At 65.1% G+C, this 18,352-nt stretch carries 16 protein-coding genes and 1 tRNA gene; 13 read left to right on the top strand and 4 right to left on the bottom strand.

The window, feature by feature from the left end; genetic code table 11:
• Positions 1-30 precede the first annotated feature (30 nt).
• Positions 31-104, top strand: a tRNA-Gly gene (locus ACW5CM_RS01340).
• A gap of 41 nt (positions 105-145) precedes the next feature.
• Here ACW5CM_RS01340 and ACW5CM_RS01335 read toward each other — a convergent pair.
• Both ACW5CM_RS01335 and ACW5CM_RS01330 read right to left on the bottom strand, forming a co-directional pair.
• Entirely contained in the window at positions 146-1,954 is a 1,809-nt protein-coding gene (locus ACW5CM_RS01335) for an AAA family ATPase (RefSeq protein ID WP_457123896.1), read from the bottom strand.
• Entirely contained in the window at positions 1,951-3,078 is a 1,128-nt protein-coding gene (locus ACW5CM_RS01330) for an ROK family transcriptional regulator (protein ID WP_457123895.1), read from the bottom strand. The genes ACW5CM_RS01335 and ACW5CM_RS01330 overlap by 4 nt, the downstream gene beginning before the upstream one ends.
• Positions 3,079-3,151: 73 nt before the next feature.
• Here ACW5CM_RS01330 and ACW5CM_RS01325 point away from each other — a divergent pair, with 73 nt between their 5' ends.
• Positions 3,152-4,453, top strand: a complete 1,302-nt coding sequence (locus tag ACW5CM_RS01325; RefSeq protein ID WP_457123894.1) for a DUF1479 domain-containing protein — start codon at positions 3,152-3,154, stop codon at positions 4,451-4,453.
• 113 nt (positions 4,454-4,566) lie between these two features.
• Positions 4,567-5,784 (top strand): MalY/PatB family protein, encoded by a 1,218-nt coding sequence (locus tag ACW5CM_RS01320; RefSeq protein WP_457123893.1) that lies wholly within the window; start codon positions 4,567-4,569, stop codon positions 5,782-5,784.
• Here ACW5CM_RS01320 and ACW5CM_RS01315 read toward each other — a convergent pair.
• On the bottom strand, positions 5,734-6,264 hold the full coding sequence (locus ACW5CM_RS01315; RefSeq protein WP_457123892.1) for an IclR family transcriptional regulator: 531 nt from the start codon (positions 6,262-6,264) through the stop codon (positions 5,734-5,736). The genes ACW5CM_RS01320 and ACW5CM_RS01315 overlap by 51 nt on opposite strands.
• 83 nt (positions 6,265-6,347) lie before the next feature.
• On the bottom strand, positions 6,348-7,277 hold the full coding sequence (locus tag ACW5CM_RS01310) for an AraC family transcriptional regulator (protein WP_457123891.1): 930 nt from the start codon (positions 7,275-7,277) through the stop codon (positions 6,348-6,350).
• 183 nt (positions 7,278-7,460) lie between these two features.
• On the opposite strand from ACW5CM_RS01310, the gene ACW5CM_RS01305 reads away from it, so the two are divergent.
• The 10 genes from ACW5CM_RS01305 (at position 7,461) to ACW5CM_RS01260 (ending at position 18,311) form a co-directional block, all read left to right on the top strand.
• The gene (locus tag ACW5CM_RS01305; protein WP_457123890.1) at positions 7,461-8,915 is read left to right on the top strand and encodes an aldehyde dehydrogenase family protein; all 1,455 of its coding nucleotides are present in this window, start codon (positions 7,461-7,463) and stop codon (positions 8,913-8,915) included.
• 38 nt (positions 8,916-8,953) lie between these two features.
• Positions 8,954-10,108, top strand: a complete 1,155-nt coding sequence (locus ACW5CM_RS01300; protein ID WP_457123889.1) for a sugar ABC transporter substrate-binding protein — start codon at positions 8,954-8,956, stop codon at positions 10,106-10,108.
• 78 nt (positions 10,109-10,186) lie between these two features.
• Positions 10,187-11,653: a sugar ABC transporter ATP-binding protein gene (locus tag ACW5CM_RS01295; protein WP_457123888.1), complete on the top strand. Its 1,467-nt coding sequence runs from the start codon at positions 10,187-10,189 to the stop codon at positions 11,651-11,653.
• An 81-nt stretch (positions 11,654-11,734) separates the two neighbouring features.
• Entirely contained in the window at positions 11,735-12,757 is a 1,023-nt protein-coding gene (locus tag ACW5CM_RS01290) for an ABC transporter permease (protein WP_457123887.1), read from the top strand.
• A gap of 83 nt (positions 12,758-12,840) precedes the next feature.
• A complete protein-coding gene (locus ACW5CM_RS01285) occupies positions 12,841-13,485 on the top strand; it encodes a GntR family transcriptional regulator (protein WP_439255264.1) in 645 nt (214 codons plus the stop codon).
• Positions 13,486-13,615: 130 nt separating this feature from the next.
• A complete protein-coding gene (locus tag ACW5CM_RS01280; protein WP_457123886.1) occupies positions 13,616-14,590 on the top strand; it encodes an ABC transporter substrate-binding protein in 975 nt (324 codons plus the stop codon).
• Positions 14,587-15,414: an ABC transporter permease gene (locus ACW5CM_RS01275; protein ID WP_457123885.1), complete on the top strand. Its 828-nt coding sequence runs from the start codon at positions 14,587-14,589 to the stop codon at positions 15,412-15,414. Before ACW5CM_RS01280 ends, ACW5CM_RS01275 begins: the two co-directional genes overlap by 4 nt.
• Complete coding sequence (locus tag ACW5CM_RS01270; protein WP_438253850.1) at positions 15,411-16,184, top strand: ABC transporter permease; 774 nt, start codon at positions 15,411-15,413, stop codon at positions 16,182-16,184. The genes ACW5CM_RS01275 and ACW5CM_RS01270 overlap by 4 nt, the downstream gene beginning before the upstream one ends.
• Entirely contained in the window at positions 16,174-17,007 is an 834-nt protein-coding gene (locus ACW5CM_RS01265; RefSeq protein WP_438253849.1) for an ABC transporter ATP-binding protein, read from the top strand. Before ACW5CM_RS01270 ends, ACW5CM_RS01265 begins: the two co-directional genes overlap by 11 nt.
• 101 nt (positions 17,008-17,108) lie before the next feature.
• Positions 17,109-18,311: an MFS transporter gene (locus tag ACW5CM_RS01260; protein WP_457123884.1), complete on the top strand. Its 1,203-nt coding sequence runs from the start codon at positions 17,109-17,111 to the stop codon at positions 18,309-18,311.
• Positions 18,312-18,352 lie beyond the last annotated feature (41 nt).

Genomic DNA, 18,352 nt, shown 5'->3' with positions numbered 1-18,352 from the left:
TGTTATGCTGGCCGAACGCCGAAAGGCCGTGGGACTGTAGTTCAATGGTAGAACTTCTGCTTCCCAAGCAGATAGCGCGGGTTCGATTCCCGTCAGTCCCTCCACAGTAATCTTCTGCCAAGCACTTCCATCGGAGTGCCCCGGGCTACGCCACGCTCAACACCCACGCATCCTGCACTCGCTCGGCGCCCGTCACCGAAATCTCACGAACATCGCCCGATTCCGCCAGCACTCTCGCCAGCGGATTGACCAGTGCCGCTTCGATCACACTCGCAACGCCGCGCCCGCCGAACTCCAGCCGCTCCAGTGCTGCCGCGACCAGATCGGCGCGCACCTGAGGCTGAAGCTGCAACGCGACACCGCGCCGCAACCGCACGGTGTCGATCACGGCATCCAGATAACGCTCGGCCAGCTGCGCTCCCGTCGCGGCAGAGATCGCGTCGAACACGACGATGTTGTCGCCGATGCGGCTGAGCAGCTCCGGGCGCTGGAGCTCGGTGGTGAAGTGACGGTGAATCTCGTTCAGGATGCGACGCTGACGCGCATCTCGATCGGACTCGACAAAAGCATCCACCGCACCCAGGTTCGAGGTGAACACGATCAGCGATTCGCTGAAGTGCACGGTGCTGCCGCTGCCGTCGGTGAGACGACCCTCGTCGAGAATCTGCAGGAACTTGTCGAGGATCCGCGGATGCGCCTTCTCGATCTCGTCGAACAGCAGCACGGAGAACGGCCGCTCGCGCACGGCATTTGTCAGCTCTCCTCCCGCTGAGTGCCCGATATACCCGGGAGGAGCGCCGATCAGACGTGCCTCGCTGTGCTCGGCGGAGAACTCACTCATATCGAAGCGGATGTAGGCGTCTTCGGCACCGAACAGCACCTCGGCGAGCGCCTTCGCAAGCTCGGTCTTGCCAACCCCGGTCGGGCCGGCGAAGAACAGGATCCCCTGCGGACCGCCACGTCGACGCCCCTGGTGGGCACCGGTAAGCCCGAGCGCAGACCGCAACAGCACATCCAACGACCGCTCGACGGCGCGCGCCTGTCCGAGAACGCGCTGCTGCACGCTTTCGCGAGCCCCCTGCACGCGCGCCAGCAGATGCGGATCATGCCACGGACTGTCGACCACACCAAGCAGATGGCTGCGGACGGCTTCGTCGATGTTCCCCGGCGCTGTTCCCTGATCGCGCGCAAGCGCGACGATGTTTCGGATGCCTCGGAACGTCACCCCCTGCGTGGTCGCCGCGAGCAGATCGATCGCGGCACCGCGCACATCAGCATCCGAATCGGCAAAGCCGTCCAGCGCGGGAAGAAGCTCCATCGCAGCCTGACGCCTCGCACCGAGAGTCGGCAGCGGCACCCGCAGCGCACGAGTACTGTCGGCTTCACGGAGCCATCCGGGTGCATCCGCCTCGGCATCACCGACCCAGATGACGGCATTTCGCGGCGAAACGCCCCGCCCGCTGCCGCTGGTTGCGACACGCACAGCAAGAGGATCCACCGCATCCACCACGAAATCCCGCGCGGCAAGCCGGCGAGCCACGAGCATCAGACGGGAGACTTCAACGCTGATGTCGTCGGCCCAGAGAGCCGACGCCCCGTCGATGATCAGCGCGACGCGAAGATGCGAAACGGCCGTCGCCTGCAGCGCGAGATCGGCGACCTTCGCAATGGCACCAACGGTTGCGCGGCCCAGATGGGCATCGGGGAAGAAGTCGTTGCTGACGACGCCGGCTCCCGCATGATCGAGCAGAATGCCCTCGAGTGGATCGAAGCGGTAGACGAGGTCGTACGCGTTCTCCACGAGGCAGCGCAGCAGCGCATCGACGGTCGTGAGGAAGTGCCCGTCATCCCCATCGAGATGCAGATCGTGCACATTTCCGGTGACGAGGTACTGCGCGGTGATCGGCAGCGACAGGTCGAATTCGCGCAACCACGCGGGGCGCAGGGCGCTCATGCCGTCATCTCCTTCGGAAGTCCGATCTGCGCGAGCGCAAGCCGATGCGCCTCGATCGCGGCACCGCGCAGTGGCGTCGATTCGCTGACGATGACCCGTGGCGGATCGATGCTCAGCGAACGGATGCCGTCGCCGAGGCGTTCGGCGAAATCGGGGATCCGGCTGAGCGGCCCACCCAGCGCGACAGCCTCGGGGTTAACGATGATGACCGCGTTCGCGACCGCTCGGGCGAGGGCATCCACAACCGCGGTGAGGCTCTCGTCATCGAGTCCGGGGAACCGAGACGGGTCCAGGCCGTAGCGCTCGGCAGTCCCCAGCCCCAGACGGGCGAGGTGCTGGGTGATGTCCTGGGTCTCGTTGGCGCGCAGGTATCCGATTTCACCGGCGAGTCCGGAACTGCCGCGGAACAGGCGCCCATCCAGCACGAGACCGGCGCCGAGCCCCTCCCCCGCGTACACGTAGAGAAAGTTCGCGCACTCCCGCAGCGCGCCCTCGCGCAGTTCGCCGAGAGCCGCCCAGTTCACGTCGTTGTCGATGACCACATCGGCACCGCCCGGCAGTTGTAGATCCCGGCGCGGGTCGATGAGCGCCGCGGGGAAGACCGAGCGCTCCAGCACGGCCGGCTTGTCGGTGCGGGCATCCACCGGGTCGGCGATCGACACGGTCACGGCGAGCACCCGGGCGGCGTGTTCACGCGCAGCATCCGCGATCAGAGCGTTGGTCTGCGCGACGATGCGGGCCGGATCACTGTCGGGGGCGACCACGGCGCGATGCTCGGCGCGCACAACGGCGGCGAGATCGCGCGAGACGACGCTGATCTGATCATTCTGAATGACGATCGCGAGCGAGCGGCCGTGGTCCGGATCGATGCGGAACAGGGTGGCGACTCCGCCGCGGCGCCCTTGTCGGATACCAACTTCCTGCAGCACTCCGCGCGCTGCCAGGCGAGCGACCGCTGTGGAGACGGCCGGCTTGGAGAGTCCGGTCGCCTGCGCGATCTCCGCACGCGATGCCGGCTCGTCGGCGTTGCGGATCGCCGCAAGGACGCTGGCGTCAGTAATGGATGCCAAAAGCTCCGGCCGCGGCACGGTGCGGTCGACACCCGGGCCTGTTGACGTCGTCATCCGCATCTCCTATGGTGGGTCCAACGCATTCAGTAATGATACCTTACTGAATACCGAATCATCAGGAGACATCATGTCAGAGCAGACGAGCTGGACATCCCCGCCCGAAGACTTCCCGGCCGCGGTACGGACCATCAAACGGATGCTGCGTGAGCAGATCGGCGACGTGGACGCCTACTTCAAACGAATCGAAGCGCTCATCGAGCCGAAGGTTCTCGAGATCGAAGCCGCGCACGCCCGCGGCGAGAACGTCTGGCCGATCGTGCAGTACGCCGATATCGAGGCCGGCACAGTCCCGCAGGAGACCATCGACCTCATCCACCGTCGCGGCTGCGCCGTCGTACGCGGTCAGGTCTCCCCCGACCAGGCGACCGAGTGGGATCAGTCCCTGGTGAACTACGTCGACAGCAACGATTTCATGACGCAGTACCGCGGCCCTGCGGACAACTTCTTCGGGACGCTGGATGCTTCGAAGCCGGAGATCTATCCGATCTACTGGTCACCGTCGCAGATGGAGGCGCGCCAGCACGAGCACACTGCGAAGACGCAGAGTTTCCTCAACCGACTGTGGAAGAGCGAATCGCGCGGGGTGACCTGGTTCGACCCGGATCAGGACTCGATGTACCCCGATCGCATCCGTCGCCGCCCACCGGGGACGACGTCGAAGGGCCTGGGTGCGCACACCGACTCCGGATCGATCGAGCGCTGGTTCACGCCGGCCTATCAGCAGGTGTTCGAGTCGATCTTCCACGGCGACATCGAATCGTACGACCCGTGGGACGGCGCCTTCCGCACCGAGGTCGACGAGTACCCGTCATCCACGATGTGCAGCGTGTTCCGCAGCTTCCAGGGGTGGCTTGCGATGAGCGAGATGCAGGATGGCCAGGGTGTGCTCTGGACCGTCCCGATCCCCGAGGCGATGGCGTACATCCTCATCCGCCCATTGCTCGACGACGTGCCGGAGGACTCCCTCTGCGGCGCGGCGCAGGGCATGGCACTCGGCATCAGCGAGGAGTGGCATCCACTGCTCATGCGCGCCCGCGCCGGCATCCCCACCGTGCAGCCCGGCGACTCGGTGTGGTGGCATTCCGATGTGATTCACGGCGTCGCCTCGGTTGAGCAGCAGGAGGGCTGGGGCAACGTCATCTACATTCCCGCCGCCCCCATGTGCGCGAAGAACGCCGCCTACGCCCAGGACGTCGCCGATCGGTTCCGTCGCGGCGAGAGCCCGGCGGACTTCCCGAAGGAGGACTACGAGGTGGAGTGGGCGAACCGCTTCCGCGAGGAGCAGCTCAGCCAGATCGGCGCGCGCGGGCTCGGCATCACTCGCAAGGCGCGTCGCGTCGAGCGGTCGGCGGCACTGCCGCAGCCATAGTCGGCTGCTGCGCGTAGTCGGCTACTGCGCGCCTCCTCGACGCAGATCGTGGTTACGCTCGTCACGGAGGACTCTCACCCGGAGTTCTCCGCGACCTGCGAGAGGAAGCGATCATGTCCCAGGAATTCGACGCGCTCACCGAAGATGACCTGCGTGATGCGGGCAGCATGAAGTGGACGGCCTTTCCCGGCATGATCGGGGCTTTCGTCGCAGAGATGGACTTCGGGCAGGCCCCAGCGGTCACGCAGGCCGTCAGTGCAGCGATGGAACGCGGGCTCACCGGTTACCTCCCCACCCACCTCTCGGATGCGCTCGCCGAGGCGACGGCGGATCGCTATGCCCGTGCGCACGGATGGCAGATCGATCCAGCGCAGGTGCACGCGCTCCCCGACGTCATCGCCGCCTTCGAGTTCGCGATCGAGCACTTCACGCAGCCCGGGGCCGCGGTCATCGTTCCGACTCCGGCGTACATGCCGTTCTTGATGGTTCCGCAGATGCACGGGCGCCGGATCATCGAGGTCCCGAGCATCGAGGTCGACGGCCGCTGGCACATCGATCACACCGCCGTCGCCGCAGCCTTCGCCGATGGCGGCGAGCTGTTCGTGCTGTGCAATCCGCACAATCCGCTCGGCACGGTGGCCACGCGTGCAGAGCTGGAGCAGGTCGCCGAAACAGTGGCAGCCGCCGGCGGACGCGTGTTCTCGGACGAGATCCACGCGCCGCTCGTTTACGCACCTGCCGAGCACATCCCGTATGCCTCAATCTCCGACGTTGCCGCAAATCACGCAATTACCGCAGCATCCGCGTCGAAGGCCTGGAATCTCGCTGGCCTCAAGTGCGCGCAGATCATCATTTCCAACGAGGCGGATGCTGCGCTCTGGGAGCGCGCCGGCGGCTGGGCCGGCCACGGTACATCGACCATCGGCGCGGTGGCGAACGTCGCGGCGTACACCCAGGGCGAGGGGTGGCTGGCCGAGGTCGTCGAGTATCTGGACGGGAACCGGCGCACGCTCACCGCACTCGTCGCCGAGCACCTGCCCGATGTGCGCGTGACAATGCCAGAGGGCACCTATATCGCGTTGCTCGATTTCCGGAACACCGGCCTCACCGGTGATCTCGGCGCCTGGTTCCGGGAGCACGCCGGGGTCGCGATGACCGATGGGGCCGCATGCGGTGAAGCCGCCGTCGGCTTCACCCGCTTCGTGTTCGCGATGCCGCGGCCGCTGATGGCCGAGGCGATCAAGCGGATCGCCTCGGCGCTGGCGGAGCGTAGGGCCCCGTCAACTGCGCCCCTGGGCGATCGCATCGGCGATGTCGATGAGATCGTGTGACCATTTTTCACCGCGTTCGGCGGTGAATCGCGAGATTGGCAGCGCGATACTCATCGCGATCCGCTGACTTCCGAACTCACCGATCGAGATGGACATCGCCGCGATGCCCGGCTCGCTCTCCTCGAGGTTCCATGCGATCCGTGAGGCACGCACGTCGGCGAGCTGTGTCCGCAGCGACGCCATGTCGATGGCGTCCGACTGTCCGCGCGAAGCGGTGACCATGTCGCTGTAACGCGACTCCACCTCGTCCTCGGACAGGTCGGCGAGCAGCGCTCTGCCGCCGGAGGTGATGTGCGCTGGCAACCACACGCCGACGCGAAGGCCGAATCGGATCGAATGCGCCCGCGCCTCGATCCCATCGAGATGGAGGATGCGAGTACCGACGAGCGTCGAAAGGTGCACGGTCTCCCCGACGCGGTCGAACAGCGCGTCGAGCGCCGGGCGCAGTCGGTCGCTCAGCTGCGCCTGTTCCGGTCGCACTTTGTGCTGCTATCCCCACGGTTTAGCAACGTCAAGTGCGACCGGAACAGCGATGGAGCGGTCCGAGGACCGTAGGAGTACGTTCAGGCGGCGCGCCGCGCGTACGGTGCGCGACTGCGCCACTCCCGCGGAGTCATCCCGTTGGCACGTCGGAATGCCCGCGTGAAAGTCGTCAGATCGCTGAAGCCCGACTCGTACGCGACCCATTCGATCGTGCGATCGGGAACATCCTGCAGCAGCCGCTCAGCAATCCCGAGGCGCTCAGAACGCAACACAGACGCTGGCGACAGCCCCACCATCTCGAATACCTGGTACAGCCGACGCCGTGAGACGAAGTGATCTCGGGCGACAGCATCCATGTCGAGTCCGCGCACGGTCGCATTCGCACGCAAATACTCCTGGACGGCGTGACGGAGTCCTCGCGACGTGCGGGGAACACTGCTGCCCTCGCCAAACGACGAACGGATCATGACGGCCGCCAGATCCCGAACAGTGTTGCCGACTTCTTCGGTCACTCCATCCGGTAACGCGTCAACGTAGGAGAACAGGTTGCGCGCTGCGGGCCCCCGCCATCCACCGGGCAGCGCGAGCCGCCGCATGGCATCCTCCACCATCGTCCTCGGTAGCGCCAGTGAACTGCGCGACACCTGCACGATCAGCTGCTGCTGTTCGGGCGGTGAGTAGTCCAGGTAATACGGACGGTCGGTGGCATAGATCGTCACGGACCCCGGACGCACGGCGGACGACCCGCCGCCGGCGACCACCGTGCCTGATGACGATCGCTGCAGCGACAGATGCAGATCATCACTGTAGGCACGATGAGCGAGGCTCTCGGTGCGATCGGCGCTCGTCCCGCTCGTCGTGACGAGCGCGACGGAAACACGCTCGTCCAGCCCCGTGTGTTCCATACGCCCTTGGAACTGGGATTCGAATCCCTCACATTGCAATGGCACAAAGCATCCGCTGACGATGGTTTCCCATTCGTCGGCGCTCTCCACTTCGAGAACAACCACGTTCGCCTCCCAGGACTTGGAGCATACCCCGGCCTGACCGCAGGAGCGAGGCATACCTTCCACGCTGCACAAAACGCCGATTCGAAGAGTGCACACAACGCCTACCGAGGTGCGCACAACGCCGGAGATTCTCCCTGTCCCGCAGCCAGTGTTGGGAGCATCACCAACGGCGACGGGAGAAAGATGTCGTTCTTCACACAGGACACTTGGCAGGGCCGCGGCTATCTAGGCGGCTGGGTCCAGTTCGACCAAACGACGACGGTCACGTCACCATCCACCGGCGAGGTCCTCGCCGAGGTCGGCAGCGGCAATCCGGCAGAGATGACCGAGGCGATCGAGCGAGCGGATGCTGCGCAACGCGATTGGGGCGCCCTCACAGCCGAGCGTCGTGCTGACGTGATGCGTCGCGCGGCTACCCTGCTCGAGAAGCACGGTAGCATCCTCGCGGACTGGCTGATCGCTGAAGCAGGCTCCGCCCAGGGCAAGGCCGCATTCGAGGTGGGCCTCGTCACCGCCGAACTTCATCTCGCCGCCGCCACCGCCATGATGCCGTACGGCGAACTGCTCACCTCCTCGCTTCCGCGCCTGAGTCTGGCGCGTCGGCGGCCTGTGGGCACCGTCGGCGTCATCTCACCGTTCAACTTCCCGGCGATCCTCGCCGCACGCTCGGTGTTCCCGGCGCTCGCCCTCGGCAACGCTGTTGTGCTCAAACCCGATCCCCGCACCGCGGTCTGCGGCGGCCTGTTCCTGGCAGCTCTCCTCGAAGAGGCAGGACTCCCGGCCGGAGTTTTCGCCGTCATTCCGGGCGGTGTGGACACAGCATCCGCTCTGATCGATCACCCCGCAGTCCCGGTGATCTCGTTCACCGGATCGACGCAGGCCGGACGCGCAATCGGCGAGCGCGCCGGACGCAACCTCAAACGCGCACACCTGGAACTCGGCGGCAACAACGCCATGATCGTGATGCCCGATGTGGATCTGGCAGCGGCGGCCTCGGCCGGAGCCTGGGGATCGTTCCTGCATCAGGGCCAGATCTGCATGACGACCGGCCGCCACCTCGTGCACGCCGATGTCTACGACGAGTATGCCGAGCGACTCGCTGAGAAAGCGCGTGCGCTCACCGCCGCGGACCCGCTGACCGGCGCACCATTGGGCCCGATCATCGATGCAGGGCAGCGCGATCGCATCCATTCGCTGGTTACGAAGACAGTGGATGCCGGCGCCACGGTGCTGGCCGGCGGCGAGTACACCGACCTGTTCTACCAGCCCACGGTGCTCTCCGAGGTGCAGACCGATCATGCTGCCTACACCGACGAAGTGTTCGGACCGGTGGCTCCGCTGCTGCGTTTTGAAGACCTGGATGAAGCCATCGATCTGGTGAATGCCAGCGAGTACGGCCTGTCCGTCGCGATCCTCGCCGGTGATGCGCTGCTCGCCTACGAACTAGCGGATCGCATCGACGCCGGCATCCTGCACATCAACGACCAGACCGTCGATGACGAGGCACAAGCGCCGTTCGGAGGCACTCGAAACTCCGGAACCGGAGCACGCTTCGGCGGGCACGCCGCAAACATCGAGGCCTTCACCGACACCCAGTGGGTGACCATGCAGTCCCACATCCAGCCCTACCCGTTCTGATCCCGATCACAGCACCACTAATGAGAGGAAGTGCGAAGATGCACCGTCCAACCCGAACGATCCTGCGCTCCGCGGCTGCAGCCACCGCAGGATTATTGCTCCTGACGTCCTGCTCGAGCACGCTCGACGACACCGAACCAGATGCTCCCGACACCGCCGCTGGCGCTGATACCAGCGCGGCCGTCGATGCCGCAGGCGAGTTTCTCGAGCCCTGGCTGGGCGGCACAGCGAAAGATCTGTTGATCGATGAGCCGCTGAGCGCGGCGATCGCGCCAGGCACGCACATCGTGTACCTGGATGTCGGCACTCCGGTCAGCGCGGTGATGTGGAACAACCTGCAAGCACCGGCAGAGCTTCTCGGCATCGAGCTCGAACGTGTCGAAACCGGCCGCGACGCTCAGAGCATCAACGCGGCGATGAACACCGTCGTCGAGCTCGCACCCGACGGCGTGATCAACATCACGCTCGATCCGATCTTCTTCGAGGGCCAGATCGATCAGCTTGCGGAGCTCGGCATTCCGATGGCCAGTGGGTCGGTGATGAATACTGTCGAGTTCGGCCTGCCTGAGGCGTTCAACGGGCCGGACTGGATGATCCTGAACGGCGAGGTTCTGGGCGCCGCAGCGATCTCACGCTCCGGCGGCGCAAGCGATTTCGTGTTCTACAACGTCCCTGAGTTCCCGTTCTCGTCGTACGAGCTCGATGGGGCGAAGAGCCGCATCGCCGAGCTCTGCCCCGAGTGCACGCTGCGTGTGGTCGACATTCCGATCGCCGAGCTAGGGTCGACGGCATCCGATCGTGTTGTCAGCGATCTGCAAGCGAACCCGCAGACGGAGTATTTCATCGCGGCAGTCGATGAGGTGCAGATCGGCCTGCCGCAGAAGCTGTCGCTCGCAGGCCTTGACGTCGACGGCATCGCCATGTGGCCAGCACCACCGAACTACGAACAGATCGCCGCTGGCGACCAGGACGCCACGCTTGCAGTGGATCTCAACCTGATGATGTGGACGGTGCTTGACCAGCTGCTGCGTGAGATGAACGGACAGGCGTACGAGTGGCCTGACGCCCTCACCCGCGCGTCCACGCTGACGCGCATCACCGAGCAGTCGAACGCTCCCGAGGACCCCGTACTCGGCTACGTGGGAATCGACGACTATCAGGACCGCTTCGCAGCCAACTGGCTCGTCGACTGATCACGGTGGGGGAGGTGCTCTCCCCCACCTCGGCTCTGCCCCATCCGAAAGGCTCTCCCCATCCGAAAGGCTCTCCCCATGACGGCACCTCTTCTGCACGTCGCCGGTCTGCTGAAGTCATTTCCTGGTCTGGTCGCGCTTGATCGGCTCGACCTGGACGTTCATCCCGGCGAGATCGTCGCGATCGTCGGACACAATGGGTCTGGTAAGTCGACGCTGATGAAGATCCTTGCTGGCGTGTACACCGCGGATGACGGCACATTCGAGACCGCACCGGGCACGGAGCTACATTTCATCCACCAGGATCTCGCGCTCATCGAACAGTTGTCCGCAGCCGAGAATCTTGCGCTGCACCGCGGCGTAGGGGCAGCATCCCTCGCACCGTACGGGGCCCGCGAGACACGGGAGCGTGCGCTCGAGCTGATCTCACGCTTCGGCCCGGTCTTCGACGTAACGTGTGCGCTGAGTCGACTCGCTCCTGCCCAGCGGGCGGTCGTCGCAATCAGCCGAGCCATGGACGGCTGGTCGCACTCACGCAATGTGCTCTTTCTGGATGAGCCGACCGAGTCGCTCCATCGAGACGAGGTCGAAGTGCTGTTCGAGGCGGTGCGACGACTCGCCGCTGAAGGTGCGGGAATCGTCTTCGTCTCGCACCGCCTCGACGAGGTGCGTTCGCTGGCACACCGCATCGTGGGGCTACGCGATGGCGTGAAGGTCGCTGACCGCCCGGTCTCGGAGATCGATGAGTCGCAGCTCATCGAGATCGTCACCGGTGTGGAGAAGACGGATGCTGTCGAGCGCGTGCATCGTAAATACGGAGCACCTGCCCTGCAGGTCCGCGAGCTACGCGGTGGCTCTGTCGAGTCATTCGACCTCACGCTTCACGCAGGCGAGATCGTCGGCGTAGCCGGCACTCTCGGATCGGGTCGCGAAGCAGTACCCGCGCTGCTTTACGGGGCTGTGGATGCCGAGGCATCCGAGTTCACGCTCGCCGGCGCCCGCCACGACCAGCGCTCCCCCGCCCAGAGCCTGAAGCGGGGTATGACATTCGCGCCCGCGGACCGCGGCCGCCTCGCGATCATTCGCGACATGAGCGGCCGGGAAAACTTCACGCTGCCGCACCTGGACCGCACGACACGTGCGTTCGCTCCGATCCAGGTCGCCGGTGAGCGCGTCGAGGCGGCGGCGGCATTTGTCGACTACGACGTGCGTCCACCCCGAACGGAGCAGCGGATCTCGCTGTTCAGCGGAGGCAACCAGCAGAAGATCGTGATGGCGAAAGTGTTGCACCATCACCCGAAGGTGCTGCTGCTCGATGAGCCCACGCAGGGCGTCGATGTCGGCGCCAAAGCCGCCATCTATGCCGCGATCGAACGGGGCGCGGCCGCGGGAACAGCGGTGCTGGTCAGCTCCTCCGACGCCAAAGAGCTCGCAGCGCTCTGCGACCGCGTACTCGTCATGCGAAACGGGCTCATCGGAGCCGAACTCAGCGGCGACGACCTCACCGAGCGACGCCTCGTCGCCGAGGCCTACGGGCTGCCCTGAGCCCCTCCCCTTCGACCGACCCCTGAGCCTGTCGAAGGGGCGACCACCCACCCGACGTCTGCCAGACCCAAAGGAGCTCTCGTGTCGATCACCCGAGCCGACATCACTCACGCGCTGTCATTCCGAAATATCAGCGCTCTCTATATCTTCGCGATTCTCTTCATCGTGTTCTCGCTGTGGATCCCCGAGAAGTTTTTGCAGCCGGGGGTCTGGCGCTCACTCCTGGATGCGGAGGCGCTGACCGGCATCGCCGCGCTCGCTGCGCTCATCCCTCTGACTGCCGGCGCGCTGAACCTCGCCATCGGCGCACAGGTCGGGTTCTGCGCCATATTGTCGGCATTCCTGCTGGGCAAGATTCACATGCCGATCGCCCTGCAGCTGCCCGCCGTCATCGTCGTGGGCGGGCTGATCGGGCTGATCACGGCTGTCATTATCACGCGGCTCAAGGTGGAGCCGATCATCGCGACTCTCGGCATGAGCTCGATTCTGCTCGCCGGCATGGCGTGGATATCGAACAGCCAGCAGATCCTGGGTCTTGACCCGGCCTACCGTGAAATAGCGGCCGCACAGTTCCTCGGCATCACCGTTCCGGTGTGGGTGTTGCTCGCCGTCGCCATCGTCAGTTGGTATGTGCTTGAGCGCACGCCGGCGGGCAGGCGCCTGTACGCAGTTGGTTTCAACTCGGAGTCCGCGCGGCTCGCAGGAATCGGCGTCGAGCGTCTGCAGATCGGCAGCCTCGTGGCCGGCGGAGCACTGGCCGCTCTCGCCGGAGCACTGCTCACCAGTCGCCTGAACGCCGGCGACCCCACCGTGGGTCCGAGCTTCTTACTGCCGGCACTGACCGCGGTGTTCCTCGGGTCGACGCAGTTCAAGGGCGGACGATTCAACGTACTCGGCACGATCGTGGCGATGTACGTGCTGGCCGTCGGCATCAAGGGACTGCAGTTGGCCGGGTCGCCGCGCTGGGTGAACGACCTGTTCTACGGCCTGTCGCTCTTGCTCGCGGTCGCCCTGTCGCAGTGGGACAAAACGTCACGCCGCAGTTCTGCGGTCGGACGCGTGATCGATGGGCTGAAACGGAAACCTCGCACGCCGGCATCCTGACTCGGTGAGCACAAACGTGATCACCGCGGGTCGCCATGCGCTAGATTGTCAACAATCTTGCAGACCTGAGAGGAGCACGTCCGGTGCCCGAGAATCCCGATGTCCGCAGCAAATTGCGTTCCGCCATCCTGCGCGGAGCTTATGCACCACGCCAGCGCCTCATCGAAGCCGACCTCGCTGAGGAGTACGGTGCAAGCCGCTTTGTCCTCCGCAATGCGCTGATCCAACTCGAAGCGGAGGGGCTCGTCGAACTGACACCGAACCGCGGCGCGCGCGTCCGCGAGATCACGCCGGCGGAAGCGGTCGAGATCACCGAGATCCGCCAGTCGGTCGAGGGCCTAGTCGCCGCCCGAGCGGCCGAACGAGTCACCGAGGAGCAGATCATCTTTCTCCGCCAGGTCGGCGAGGACATGCGCGAGGCCATCGAGAACCATGAGCTGATGCGGTATTCGGAACTCAACTCCCTGTTGCACGGCACCATCCGCAACATCGCCGAGCATGCCGCCGCAAACCGGGTACTTGAGCAACTCAACGGCCAAATGGTGCGCCACCAGTTCCAGCTTTTCCTGGTGCCCGGTCGACCGAACACCTCATTTCCCGAGCACCTCGACATCATTGAGGGCGTGTGCACGCGCGACCCGCACCGCGCCCGCGCCGCGATGGAGACCCATGTCGGCAGCGTCATCGCCACCCTGACGCAGTTCGCCGAGGCGACACCCGTCCACTGAAGGTCGAACGCGGATTGTTATCAATCTCGTAAACAGAATTGACAACGCTGTCAAAGCGCGGGTACGGTCGTCGAATCGAGTGGCACAGCAGCCACCCGAAATCCATACCCCTTTCACACAATGGAGTGACATGAAAAAGGCAGGCTTTTTCGCCCTCGCGGCGATCACCGCTCTGGTTTTGAGCGGTTGCACCGACTCCGATGCCCCCGCAGGAGGCACCGACGGTGCCGACACCAGTAGCTCTGCTGCTGACCTGACTCCGATCACGGTCGGCGTGATTCCGATCGCCGACACGGCACCGCTCTACGTCGGCGATGCCCAGGGCTTCTTCGAAGACGAGGGCCTGGACCTCACCATCGAGACCGCTACCGGTGGGGCAGCGATCGTTCCGGCCGTCGTCTCCGGCGACTACGAATTCGGCTTCAGCAACCAGCTGTCACTGATGGTCGCAGCCGATCAGGGCCTCAACATCACGATGGTCAGTGCTGCTGTCTCCAGCACTGGCGACACCACCCAGGACATGGGCGCGGTCGTCTCCAAGGCCGACTCCGGCATCGTCAGTCCGGCCGACCTCGCCGGAAAGACCGTGTCGAGCAACAGCGTCGGAAACATCAACGACACCGTCGTTCGCTCGGTCGTCGATGAAGCCGGCGCCGACTCCTCCACGATCGACTTCGTCGAGGTGCCGTTCCCTGACGCCATCGCGGCCGTAGAGAACGACCAGGTCGACGCAGCATTCGTCGTGGAACCGTTCGTCACCTCTGCGCTGGAAGCTGGCTTGAACGTCGTCACCTACGCCTACGCTGACTTCGACCCCAAGCTCGACATCGCCGCATACTTCGCTCTCAGCGACATCGACCCGGAACTGCTTGAGAAGTTCCAGTCCGCGATGACCAAGTCGCTGGAGTTCGCTGACTCCAACCCGGATGTCGTGCGCGAGGTCATGGGCACCTACACGAAGACTCCGCCGGAGGTTCTCGCAGAGATCACGCTGCCGAGGTTCCCGACGGAGATGGATCGTGCCTCGGTTGAGAAGCTCGCCGCTGCCGCCCAGAACTATGGCGTCCTGAAGGCCGAGCCGGACTTCGATAACCTGCTGCCGTGACAGCTGTCATCAACACCCTGAGCGAGGTGCGGCGGCTACGCCGTCGCCCCTCGCCTGGGGCCGGTCCCTGGCTGGGCGCAGTCGGTGTGATCGCATTCCTGGCTATCTGGGAAGCGGTCTCGCGACTGAACCTGGTCGATTCCCGATTCGTTCCCCCGGCCAGCGAGGTACTCATCCGCTTCGGCGAGTACGTCGTCGACAAGGCCTTCTGGCGCGATGTCGGCTCCACCATGCTCAGCTGGTCGCTGGGTCTGATCATCGCCGTAGTCGCGGCGACCGTGATCGGTTTCCTCATCGGATCGAGCCGGTTCCTCGAGCGTCTGACGCATTCGACGATCGAGTTCCTCCGTCCTGTTCCGTCTGTTGCGCTCATCCCGCTGGCTGTGCTCCTGTTCGGCACCAAGATCCAAGCGGGGCTCCTGCTCATCGTCTACGCCGCGTTCTGGCAGGTTCTGCTGCAGGTCATCTATGGGGCAAAGGACGTGGATCCGGTCGCGGATGCCACGGCACGAAGCTACGGCCTCACCCGGTTCCAGCGGGTCCGGCACGTGATGTGGCCGACCGCGCTGCCGTATCTGATGACCGGCATCCGCTTGGCCGCCGCCGTCGCACTAATCCTCGCGATCACCGCCGAACTCATCATCGGAACTCCTGGCCTCGGCAAGCAGATCGCCGAGACGCGAGAGGGCGGAGCGATCACGAGCATGTACGCCCTGATCCTCGCGACCGGACTCATCGGCGTCGCGATCAACCTGGTGGCCCGGTTCGTCGAGCGTCGCGTGCTCGCCTGGCACACCTCAGTGCGAATGGATGTGGCCGGATGAAACTCCTCAAGTCTGTCTTCTTCCTACTCGCCCTGCCGATCGTCCTGGTGCTGCTGTGGTGGATCTCCACGATCGTCAATCCCAGCTTCTTCGTGCCGACGCCGGGCGAGCTGGTCACGACGTTCTTCGACACCTGGTTCGGCGAACGCCTCGCGGAGGATGTGCTGCCGAGCATTGGCCGCCTGTTCCTCGGGATCGCCGGCTCGATCATCATCGGCGTGGGTCTCGGCCTGCTGATCGGCTCATTCAAGCCGCTTCGCCAACTGCTCGAACCGCTGCTGGAGTTCTTCCGGGCGATCCCGCCGCCCGTGCTGCTTCCGCTGCTGATGATCATCATCGGCGTCAACTGGCGGATGCAGGTCTTCGTGATCATCTTCGGGTCGCTCTGGCCCGTGCTGCTGAACACCGTTGAGGGCGTTCGCGCCACCGATGAAGTTCAGCGTGACACCGCCCGCAGCTATGGCCTGGGCCGGATGGCGCGCCTGCGCTATCTGATCCTTCCCGCAGCGGCGCCACAGATTCTGGCCGGAGTGCGCCAGTGCCTGTCGATCGCCCTGATCCTCATGGTGATTTCCGAGCTCTGGTACACCTCCGCCGGTCTCGGTTTCACCATCGTCCAATTCCAGCGCAACTTTGCGATACCGGAAATGTGGAGCGGCATCCTCGTGCTGGGCCTGATCGGTCTCGGACTTGCTGTGCTGTTCCGCTACACGGAGCGCTACATCCTCCGCTGGTACCACGGATTGAGAGAAGTCCAACGTGAATCTTGAAGACACCAACACCCCTGTCCTCCTCGTCGACGGTCTGCGCAAGATCTATCCGTCACCGACTCCCGGTGGCGAGGCTGTCGAAGCGATCCGTGATCTGACATTCAGCATCCCTCAGGGACAGCTGGTCTGCATCGTCGGCCCGTCTGGAGCCGGCAAAACCACGCTGCTCAAGTGCATCGCCGGTCTTCTGCCGCCCACCGCCGGACGCCTCGAACTTGAGGGCAAGGCCATCACCGGGCCACCCAAGACCATGGCGGTCGTCTTCCAGGAGTATGGGCGCAGTCTCTACCCCTGGATGAGCGTGCAGGCGAACGTCGAGCTGCCGCTGAAGAGTGCCGGCATCGCCAAGGCTGAGCGCCAGCAGCGCACGAGCGAAGCGCTTGCAGCGGTCGGACTCGCCGATGCGGCAGACAAGTACCCGTGGCAGCTTTCCGGAGGCATGCAGCAGCGCGTCGCCATCGCCCGCGCGGTGGCCTACCGGCCGCAGGTTCTGCTCATGGACGAGCCGTTCGCGGCCGTCGACGCGCAGACTCGGGCCGACCTTGAGGATCTCGTCCGCAAGATCTGGAAGGAGCTCGGCGTCACCGTGCTGTTCGTCACGCACGACATCGATGAGTCGGTGTATCTCGGTCAGCGCGTCATCGTGCTGTCGAACCGGCCGACGGTCGTGCAGGATGACATCGTGATCGACCTGCCCGATGAGCGTGACCAGCTGACGACACGCTCGGACCCGCGGTTCGTGGAACTGCGTCATCACATCTACGGTGAGATCCAACGAGCCAAGAACAACGCCGGCGGCGAGGAGCAGGCGACCAGCGCCTGATCCACGCCCCACCCCTCTGTTCAGGTCGCAGTTGCTGCCGCTAAACGTGTGTTTTAGCAGCAGCAACTGCGACCTGAACTGTGTGTGAAAGGACCGAACAGATGACACAACGCGGACGAAAGCACGTGGTCCTCGCGATCATCGCGCTGTGCCTGGTCGCGACGCTGATGCGTCCGGCCGTGTCGGCGGTCGGGCCGCTCATCGACCGGATCTCCGGAGACACCGGCATCCCGCTCGCATTACTCGGTTCGCTGTCAACTGTCGTGCTGATCACGTGGGCGATCGTGTCCCCATTCGCCCATGGTTTCGGCCGCCGGCTCGGCCTCGGCGGCGCCGTGCTGGCCGCGATGGGGCTGCTCGCGGTCGGAGCGATCGTGCGTTCCTTGCCGGGATCCACCGCCTGGCTTTGGATCGGAACCGCATTGATCGGCCTCGCTCTGGCGATCGGAAACGTGCTGCTGCCGGCCGTCATCAAACGCGACTTCCCGCTGCGGGTGCCCCTCATGATGGGCGTGTACTCAGCGCTTCTGGGCGGTGCTGGCGCCGTGGCATCCGGACTGGCGGTTCCGATCGCCGGCCTCACCGGCGACGATGCCGGCGCCGGGTGGCGGACCTCACTACTGATCACCGGCGCGGTCATCGCACCGCTTGCCCTGGTCATGTGGTGGCAGGTCAGTCGCCGCGAGATGCGCGCGATGCGCGCGGCGTCCGCGGTGCCGGCGACTCGCCTGGGTATCTGGCGTGACCCGGTGGCCTGGCAAGTGGCCGGATACATGGGTGTGCAGTCAACGACGTTCTACGTACTGGTGACGTGGCTCGCGACGATGTCCGTCGACACCGGCCGCGGTGCCGTCCTCGCCGGTGTCGACGTGATGGTTTACCAGATCTTCTCCCTGGTCGGCTCACTCACCGTCGTGTTCGTCATGCGTGGGCGCGGCGCACGGATCACTCCGGCGGCGCTCCCGGCACTCGGCATTCTCAGCATCATCGGCCTCATGATCTGGCCGGATGCCATCGGCGTCTGGGTCGTGCCGCTCGGAGTGTTCTCCGGCATCTCGCTCGGAGTCTCGCTGACGCTCATGGCAGATCGGGCCCGCGACCACAGCACCTCGTCCGCACTGTCAGGCATGTCGCAGTCGGTCGGCTATGCGATTGCTGCTGTCGGACCCGCACTGTTCGGCGGCATACAAGCTCTGACCGGCAGCTGGACCGTTCCGCTGATCATCCTGCTGGTGACCATGTCGCTGCAGGGACTGTTCGGCATCTTCGCCGCGCGCGACCGGTTCGTGCTCGACCCGCGCTAGGTTCCACGCGGCGCGCTCCGCGCGGCGCGCTCCGCGCCGGG

It is taken from the genome of Microbacterium wangyouchuni (assembly GCF_054072595.1).
The sequence above is the reverse complement of the archived record's forward strand: the minus strand, read 5'-3'. Positions and strand labels throughout refer to the sequence as shown.

Bases quoted from the DNA above. Each gene is read 5' to 3' on its own strand.
- ACW5CM_RS01335 (WP_457123896.1), bottom strand. From the start codon at position 1,954: ATGAGCGCCCTGCGCCCCGCGTGGTTGCGCGAATTCGACCTGTCGCTG.
- ACW5CM_RS01330 (WP_457123895.1), bottom strand. From the start codon at position 3,078: ATGACGACGTCAACAGGCCCGGGTGTCGACCGCACCGTGCCGCGGCCG.
- ACW5CM_RS01325 (WP_457123894.1), top strand. From the start codon at position 3,152: ATGTCAGAGCAGACGAGCTGGACATCCCCGCCCGAAGACTTCCCGGCC.
- ACW5CM_RS01320 (WP_457123893.1), top strand. From the start codon at position 4,567: ATGTCCCAGGAATTCGACGCGCTCACCGAAGATGACCTGCGTGATGCG.
- ACW5CM_RS01305 (WP_457123890.1), top strand. From the start codon at position 7,461: ATGTCGTTCTTCACACAGGACACTTGGCAGGGCCGCGGCTATCTAGGC.
- ACW5CM_RS01300 (WP_457123889.1), top strand. From the start codon at position 8,954: ATGCACCGTCCAACCCGAACGATCCTGCGCTCCGCGGCTGCAGCCACC.
- ACW5CM_RS01295 (WP_457123888.1), top strand. From the start codon at position 10,187: ATGACGGCACCTCTTCTGCACGTCGCCGGTCTGCTGAAGTCATTTCCT.
- ACW5CM_RS01280 (WP_457123886.1), top strand. From the start codon at position 13,616: ATGAAAAAGGCAGGCTTTTTCGCCCTCGCGGCGATCACCGCTCTGGTT.
- ACW5CM_RS01270 (WP_438253850.1), top strand. From the start codon at position 15,411: ATGAAACTCCTCAAGTCTGTCTTCTTCCTACTCGCCCTGCCGATCGTC.
- ACW5CM_RS01260 (WP_457123884.1), top strand. From the start codon at position 17,109: ATGACACAACGCGGACGAAAGCACGTGGTCCTCGCGATCATCGCGCTG.